Origin of the sequence: Prescottella defluvii (assembly GCF_000738775.1) — a bacterium.
In the GTDB taxonomy this organism is placed as follows: Bacteria; Actinomycetota; Actinomycetes; order Mycobacteriales; family Mycobacteriaceae; genus Prescottella; species Prescottella defluvii.
The window spans coordinates 1-6,932 of record NZ_JPOC01000102.1 but is presented as its reverse complement, the minus strand read 5'-3'; the positions used below and the strand labels follow the sequence as shown (position 1 = coordinate 6,932).

At 70.4% G+C, this 6,932-nt stretch carries 8 protein-coding genes; 7 read left to right on the top strand and 1 reads right to left on the bottom strand.

Annotation, left to right across the window (positions count from 1 at the left end; genetic code table 11):
* Positions 1-111 (top strand): SHOCT domain-containing protein (locus IJ15_RS25780; protein ID WP_197059908.1); only part of this gene is annotated, 111 nt, incomplete at its 5' end.
* Here IJ15_RS25780 and IJ15_RS0123835 read toward each other — a convergent pair.
* Entirely contained in the window at positions 112-813 is a 702-nt protein-coding gene (locus IJ15_RS0123835; protein WP_031940829.1) for a GntR family transcriptional regulator, read from the bottom strand.
* A 205-nt stretch (positions 814-1,018) separates the two neighbouring features.
* On the opposite strand from IJ15_RS0123835, the gene IJ15_RS0123830 reads away from it, so the two are divergent.
* The 6 genes from IJ15_RS0123830 to IJ15_RS0123805 are packed head-to-tail and all read left to right on the top strand — an operon-like array spanning position 1,019 to position 6,813.
* On the top strand, positions 1,019-2,146 hold the full coding sequence (locus tag IJ15_RS0123830) for a TIGR03364 family FAD-dependent oxidoreductase (RefSeq protein ID WP_031940828.1): 1,128 nt from the start codon (positions 1,019-1,021) through the stop codon (positions 2,144-2,146).
* Positions 2,147-2,171: 25 nt separating this feature from the next.
* Entirely contained in the window at positions 2,172-2,855 is a 684-nt protein-coding gene (locus tag IJ15_RS0123825) for a phosphonatase-like hydrolase (protein ID WP_031940827.1), read from the top strand.
* 45 nt (positions 2,856-2,900) lie between these two features.
* Positions 2,901-3,959 (top strand): 2-aminoethylphosphonate ABC transporter substrate-binding protein, encoded by a 1,059-nt coding sequence (locus IJ15_RS0123820; protein ID WP_031940826.1) that lies wholly within the window; start codon positions 2,901-2,903, stop codon positions 3,957-3,959.
* A gap of 1 nt (position 3,960) precedes the next feature.
* Positions 3,961-5,139 (top strand): ABC transporter ATP-binding protein, encoded by a 1,179-nt coding sequence (locus IJ15_RS0123815; protein ID WP_031940825.1) that lies wholly within the window; start codon positions 3,961-3,963, stop codon positions 5,137-5,139.
* Entirely contained in the window at positions 5,136-6,041 is a 906-nt protein-coding gene (locus IJ15_RS0123810; protein WP_031940824.1) for a 2-aminoethylphosphonate ABC transporter permease subunit, read from the top strand. The genes IJ15_RS0123815 and IJ15_RS0123810 overlap by 4 nt, the downstream gene beginning before the upstream one ends.
* Entirely contained in the window at positions 6,016-6,813 is a 798-nt protein-coding gene (locus tag IJ15_RS0123805) for an ABC transporter permease (RefSeq protein WP_031940823.1), read from the top strand. Before IJ15_RS0123810 ends, IJ15_RS0123805 begins: the two co-directional genes overlap by 26 nt.
* The last annotated feature ends 119 nt before the right edge of the window (positions 6,814-6,932 follow it).

Below are 6,932 nucleotides of genomic sequence, written 5' to 3'. Positions count from 1 at the left end.
GCCGGTACCGACCGAATCACCGCGTTGACGCAACTCGGCGACCTCCGAGACCAGGGTGTGCTCACGGAGGACGAGTTCGCCGCCGAGAAGGCGCGCATCCTGGCTTCGTGATCAGCGCAGTTCCGTCACGAACGCCATCCGGTCCCCGCGGTAGAGGGACCGGACCCGCTCGATCGGCACACCCGCCGCGTCGCGAGAGACCCGGTGCAGTTTCAGCATCGGCATGGCAGTGCTCGACTCCACCAGCGCCGCCTCCCGCGGCGTCGGCAGGGCCGTCTCGATGCGCTCGGTGGCGGTGGCGAACTCGACACCGCGCGCCCGGATCGCCGCATACAGCGAGGTCCCGGGATCGAAGGTGTCGGCGAGGTCCGGAAACCGCAGGTGCGGCAGGTACGTGCTCTCGAGACCGATGCGCTCACCGTCGGCGAGCAGTACACGCTCGAGGTGGATCACGCGATCCCCGACGGCGATTTCGAGGATGCGCGCCAGCTTGTCGTGTGCGTCGATCTCCTCCCACCGCACCAGGAAGCGCCCCGGCACCCGACCCTGGCTGAGTGCGCCCTCGGTGTACGAGCCGAGCGAGAGCGGCTGGATCAGCTTGGGCCGCGCGACGACGGTTCCCCGCCCTCTGCGTTCGATCCGGCCCGCGACGAGCAACTCGTGCAGGGCCTGCCGCACCGTCTCCCGCGAGACCCCGCACCGGGCGGCGAGTTCCCGCTCGGCGGGGACGGCGTCGCCCTCGGCGAGGTCGGCGAGCAGATCCTCGACGTGCGTCCGGACCAGGTAGTGCTTGGGCAGGTTCTCGGCGGTCATCGGGGACCCCGGGCCGCCGGCACCCGACGGGCGCCACCCTCGAACACTGCGCGTAGTGAATCCAGAAGCGCAGCAACGTCTCCAAGGACCCTTGATTCGTGATTCACGAGCGTCAGAGTACACAAATTCGGTCTATACCAATTGTTCATCTTCCGTTCCCCCAACCGCCCCCAGTTGGTCTAGACCAATGCCCATGCTGGGTCCCATGCGAATTGCAATTGTGGGTGGAGGAATCCTCGGAACGGCACATGCCGACGAGGCGATCCGCCGAGGACACGACGTCATCCATCTCGAACGCGAACTAGAGGCCCGCGGTGCCACCGTACGCAACTTCGGATTGGTGTGGGTGTCCGGCCGGGCGCAACACGAACTCGACGCCACGCTGCGCTCCCGCCAGCTGTGGGCCGACCTGGCCCGACGCGTCCCCGACGTCGGCTTCCGCGCCGCGGGATCGATGACACTGCTGCGCACCCCGGAGGAAGTCGCGGTCGCCGAGGACATGATGACTCGCGACGACGCCGAGGTCCGAGGCTTCTCCCTGCTGGACTCCGACGCGGTCCGCGCGGTCAACCCCGCGCTGCGCGGCAAGTTCCTCGCGGGTCTGCACTGCACCCGGGACGGCGCGGTGGAGTCACGGATCGCATTGCCCGCCATCCGGCGTCACCTCGAGGCGTCGGGCCGATACACCTTCCACGCCGGCACCGAGGCCCGCGAGATCGTCCCCACCACGAACGGAGTTCGTATCCGCGACGATCACGAGCGCACGTTCGACGCCGACCTGGTGATCGTGTGCCCCGGCGCAACGCTCGGCGGACTGGCCCGCGACCTCGCCGGCGACCTGCCGCTGCGCCGGGTCCGCCTGCAGATGATGCAGACCGCGCCACTCGGCGAGGCCCTGACCACCGCGATCGCCGACGGCGACAGCATGCGCTACTACCCCGCGTTCGCCGGCACGGCGCTCGACGCACTGCGCGACACCCAACCGCAGGAGCCCATCGCCGCCGAGCACCGCATGCAGATGCTGTGTGTGCAGCGCCTGCACGGCGGCCTGACGATCGGCGACACCCACGAGTACGACGAGCCCTTCGACTTCGACGTCGACGAGGCCCCGTACCAGCACCTGACGGGCGTGGTCGAGGAACTGCTCGGCCGGGATCTGCCGCCGATCGTCAAGCGCTGGGCCGGGGTGTACAGCCAGTGCCTCGACCCGCAGCAACTGGTGCACCGCGCGCAGCCCGCCGACGGCGTGTGGGTGGTCGCCGGCCCCGGAGGCCGCGGCATGACCCTGGGCCCCGCCCTCGCCGAACAGACCGCCGACCAACTGGGCCTCTGAGCCCCACCCCCACACAGGAGTCACCGTGACCACCATCAAGCTCGCTGTCCTCGACATGGCCGGCACCACCGTCGCCGACGACGGCCTCGTCCTGCGCGCGTTCGCCGCGGCCGGTGCCGCAGCCGGACTGCCCGCCACCGGCCCGGAGGCCGACGCCGCCCGGCAGTACGTCCTCGACACGATGGGCCAGTCCAAGATCGTCGTGTTCCGCGCACTGTTCGGCGACGAGGATCGTGCCCAGGCCGCCAACGTCGCGTTCGAGGCCGCCTACGACCGGCTGGTCGACGAGGGGGGCGCCTCCGCGATTCCCGGTGCCGCCGAGTCGATCACGGCGCTGCGGGACGCCGGAGTCAAGGTCGCGCTCACCACCGGGTTCAGCCGCACGACGCAGGACAAGCTCCTCGCCGCGCTGAACTGGGGCACGCTCGCCGACCTCACCCTCTCCCCCGCCGACGCGGGCCGCGGGCGCCCGTACCCGGACCTGATCCTGACCGCCCTCATGCGCCTCGGCATCGACGACGTGAAGCAGGTCGCCGTCCTGGGCGATACCGCCAACGACGTCACCAGCGGTCGGCGCGCGGGCGCCTCCATCGTCGCGGGCGCCCTCACCGGCGCGCACGACGAGCAGCAGTTGCGGGCCGCCGATCCGACCCACGTCGTGCCGTCGGTGCGTGAGTTCGCCGACCTCGTCCTCGCCCCGCAGAACTGACCCTCCCGATCCCCGTTCGAATCCCTCCCCAGACAGGAAATCCGAATGAGCAGGAACACCAAGCGTTTCCGTGCCGGCGTCGCAGCGATCGCGATGACCACCGCCGCCCTCACCCTGACCGCCTGCGGCGGTACCGGAGCCGCCGCGAGTGGTGACGGCGGCACCGTCACCGTCTACAGCGCCGACGGTCTCGCCGGCTGGTACGAGACCCAGTTCGCCGCGTTCACCGAGGAGACCGGTATCGCCGTCAACCTCGTCGAGGCCGGCTCCGGTGAGGTCGTCTCCCGCATCGGGAAGGAGCAGTCCAATCCACAGGCCGACGTCGTGGTGACACTGCCGCCGTTCATCCAGAAGGCCGACGCCCAGGGACTGCTCGCACCCAGCGGCATCGACACCTCCGCGGTCCCCGCCGATGTCCAGGACCCGGACGGCAAGTACGTGCCGCTGGTCGAGAACTACCTGTCGTTCATCGCCAACCCCGGCGCGAACCCGGCCCCGACCACATGGGACGACCTGCTGACCGAACAGTTCAAGGGCAAGCTGCAGTACTCCACCCCCGGCCAGGCCGGTGACGGCACCGCCGTCCTGCTGCTGCTCCAGCACCTCAAGGGCAAGGAGGGCGCACTGGACTACCTCACGAAACTGCAGGCCAACAACGTCGGACCGTCGTCGTCCACCGGCAAGCTGCAGCCCAAGGTCAGCAACGGTGAGCTGCTCGTGGCGAACGGTGACGTCCAGATGAACCTCGCGTCGATCACGAACGACGGCTCGACGTTCGACATCTTCTTCCCCGCCGACGGCGGCAAGCGCACCACGATCGCCCTGCCGTACGTGATGGGCCTGGCCAACGGCGCACCGAACTCGGACGACGCCAAGAAGCTCATGGAGTACCTGCTGTCGGAGAAGGCCCAGAAGACGATCGCGACCGACGCGCTCGGCGTCTCGGTGCGCACCGACGTCCGCGACGCGGCGGGCACGTCCACCGACGCGTCCACCCCCACCGGCCTCGTGAACGGCGTCGAGGTGTGGACCCCGAACTGGGACGAGGTCCTCACCTCGCTCGACGCCGACATCGCCGCCTACCAGAAGGCCACCGGTAACTGACATGTCGCGATTCGAGTCCGGACGGTCCCTCGGCACCAGGTCCCGCACCGGCGGCGCCAGCGCACACTCCGCGCCGGCCATCACGTTCGACCGGGTCACGGTCTCCTACGGACGTGGCCGCGGAACCACCCGGGCCCTGGTCGACTTCAACCTGCGGGTCGCCCGCGGGGAGACCGTCGCCCTGCTCGGCCCCAGCGGGTCGGGCAAGTCCACCGCCCTCAAGGCACTCGCCGGGTTCACCCGGCCCACCTCCGGGACCGTCCGGCTCGGCGGCGAGGACGTCACCGACCTGCCGCCGGCCAAGCGCGGCATCGGCGTCGTCGTCCAGTCCTACGCCCTGTTCCCGCACATGCGCGTCGCCGACAACGTCGCGTTCGGGCTACGCGCCCAGCGGGTTCCGCGGTCCGAGATCGCGGGCCGGGTCTCCGACGCCCTGTCGATGGTCGGCATGTCGGCGTACGGTCAGCGGCTGCCGCGTGAGCTGTCCGGCGGCCAGCAGCAGCGCGTCGCGATCGCCCGCGCGCTCGCGATCCGCCCCAAGGTGCTGCTGCTCGACGAGCCGCTCGCCGCCCTCGACGCGCAACTGCGGCAGAGCATGCTCACCGAACTGCAGGAACTGCGGGCGGCACTGCCCGACACGGCTATGCTGTACGTCACCCACGACCAGTCCGAGGCACTGGCCCTCGCCGACCGCATCGCCGTCATGCGCGATGCCCGCCTGGTCGACGTCGACACCACCGAGAACCTGTGGAAGCGCCCACCGAGCAGCTTCACCGCCGCCTTCCTCGGTGGCGCGAACCTGCTGCCCTGCAACGTGACCCGGGTGATCGGAACATCGGCACTGGTGTCCGTCGGCGGTACCCCCGTCACCGCGCACGCACCCCAGCCCGACATCGGCCGCACCGAGTGGGAGTCCGACACCGGCGCCCTGCTGTGCCTGCGGCCGCACGCGATCACCCTCACCTCGCCCGCCGAACGCGGCGCACTGCCGGCCCGCATCGTGGCGAGCGTGTGGCGCGGATCGTCGACCCGAGTGACGATCGCGTTGCCGGGACTGCCCGAGACACCCGTCGACGTGGACGTCCCCGGCCACGACGAGCGTCCCGTGGGCACCGAGGTCGGGATGCGCTTCCCCGAACGCGGCGCCGTCCTGGTGCCGGCTCCGGAGGCGGTGTCATGACCACGCTGCTCGACGCGCCGATCACCGCCGACCCGCCGCTCCGACCGGAGCCGTCACGGTGGCGTTCCGGACTGTGGGTGCTGCCGCCGCTGCTGCTCGTGATCGGCTTCGCGGTGTACCCGATGGCGCGGGTGCTGGCCGAGTCCACCGTCACCGACACCGGCCGGGGCTGGTCGGCGTGGACCGATGTGCTCGGGTCGGCGTCGTTCCGAAACGCCCTGTGGCGCACGATCGAAGTCGCGGTCGCGTCGACACTCGGATGCCTCGTCCTCGGCACGTTCATCGCCCTGATCCTCGCGTTCGTGCCGTTCCCCGGCTCGAAGGTGGTGGGACGGCTGATCGACACGATCCTGTCGCTGCCGTCGTTCCTCGTCACACTCGCGTTCACGTTCCTCTACGGCACCGCCGGCGCCGTCAACGCGCTGATCACCCGGATCAGCGGCGCCGAGCAGGGACCGCTGAACTTCCTCAACACTCCGCTCGGGGTGATCGCCGCCGAGATCACGTTCTTCACCCCGTTCGTGGTGCGGCCACTGCTCGCGGCCTTCACCCAGATGCCCCGCGAACAACTCGACGTCGCCGCCAGTCTCGGCGCGTCACCCCTGCGGGTGCTACGCACCGTGATCCTGCCGGAGGCCTGGCCCGCGATGATGGCCGGCGGATCGCTGGTGCTGCTGCTGACGCTCAACGAGTTCGGCATCGTCCTGTTCACCGGCGCCAAGGACGTCATGACCCTGCCGGTACTGATCTACACCCACGGCATCGTCACGTTCGACCTGCCCGGCGCCGCAGTGATCGCAACCGTCCAGGTGGCACTGTCGCTCGTCCTGTACGGCGCCTACCGGTTCCTGTTCACCCGACTGATGGGAGGCAGCCGTGCTGCTGTGGACCCGACGCGCTAGGTACCTCACCCTCGCGTTCTTCGCCGCGGTCGTCACGATCGTGTTCGTCGCCCCGATCGCGACCGTGATCGCCGCGGCCCTGGCCGGCGCCTGGAACGGGCCCCTGCCGTCGAACCTCGGGACCAAGAACCTGTCGGCGGCCCTGTCCGACGACAACCTCGCCAGCATGGCGGTGAGCCTGCAGACCGCGATCATCGCCGGAGGTATCGCACTGTTCCTCGGGACCTGGGCGGCCCTGGCCGCGCGGGAGGCCCCGGCGTGGCTGCGCAAGGTCACCGACGCCGTCTTCCACCTCCCGGTGGCGCTGCCGTCCGTCGCGATCGGCCTCGGCCTGCTCATCGCGTTCAACGAGCGGCCACTGCTGCTCGGCGGCACCAAGTGGATCGTCATCCTCGCGCACGCCGTGCTGGTGCTGGCCTTCGCCTTCAGCTCGGTCTCCGCCGCGCTCGACCGCCTCGACCCGGCCTACCGCCAGGCCGCCGAATCCCTCGGCGCCGGCCCCCTCCGCGTCCTGTTCCGGATCACGCTGCCGCTGCTGGTGCCCGCCCTCGGCGCCGCCGCCGGACTGTCCGTCGCACTGTCGATGGGCGAACTGGGCGCCACGATCATGGTGTACCCCGCGACGTGGAAGACCCTGCCGGTCTCCATCTTCGGTCTCACCGACCGCGGACAGGTGTTCCAGGCCGCGGCCAACACCACCCTGCTGCTGCTCGTCACGCTCCTGGCCCTGCTGGTACTCGGCCGCATCCGCGGCCGCGGCGCCGCACGCTGACCCTCTCAGGCACTGAACGCCCGAGCCCTCCCTCACCCCACCCACCCCCCGCGTTTTGCGCACTTATCGCGCCGGGCAGTGCGGCTTGGAGCGCGACAAGTGCGCAAAACGCGAGGGGG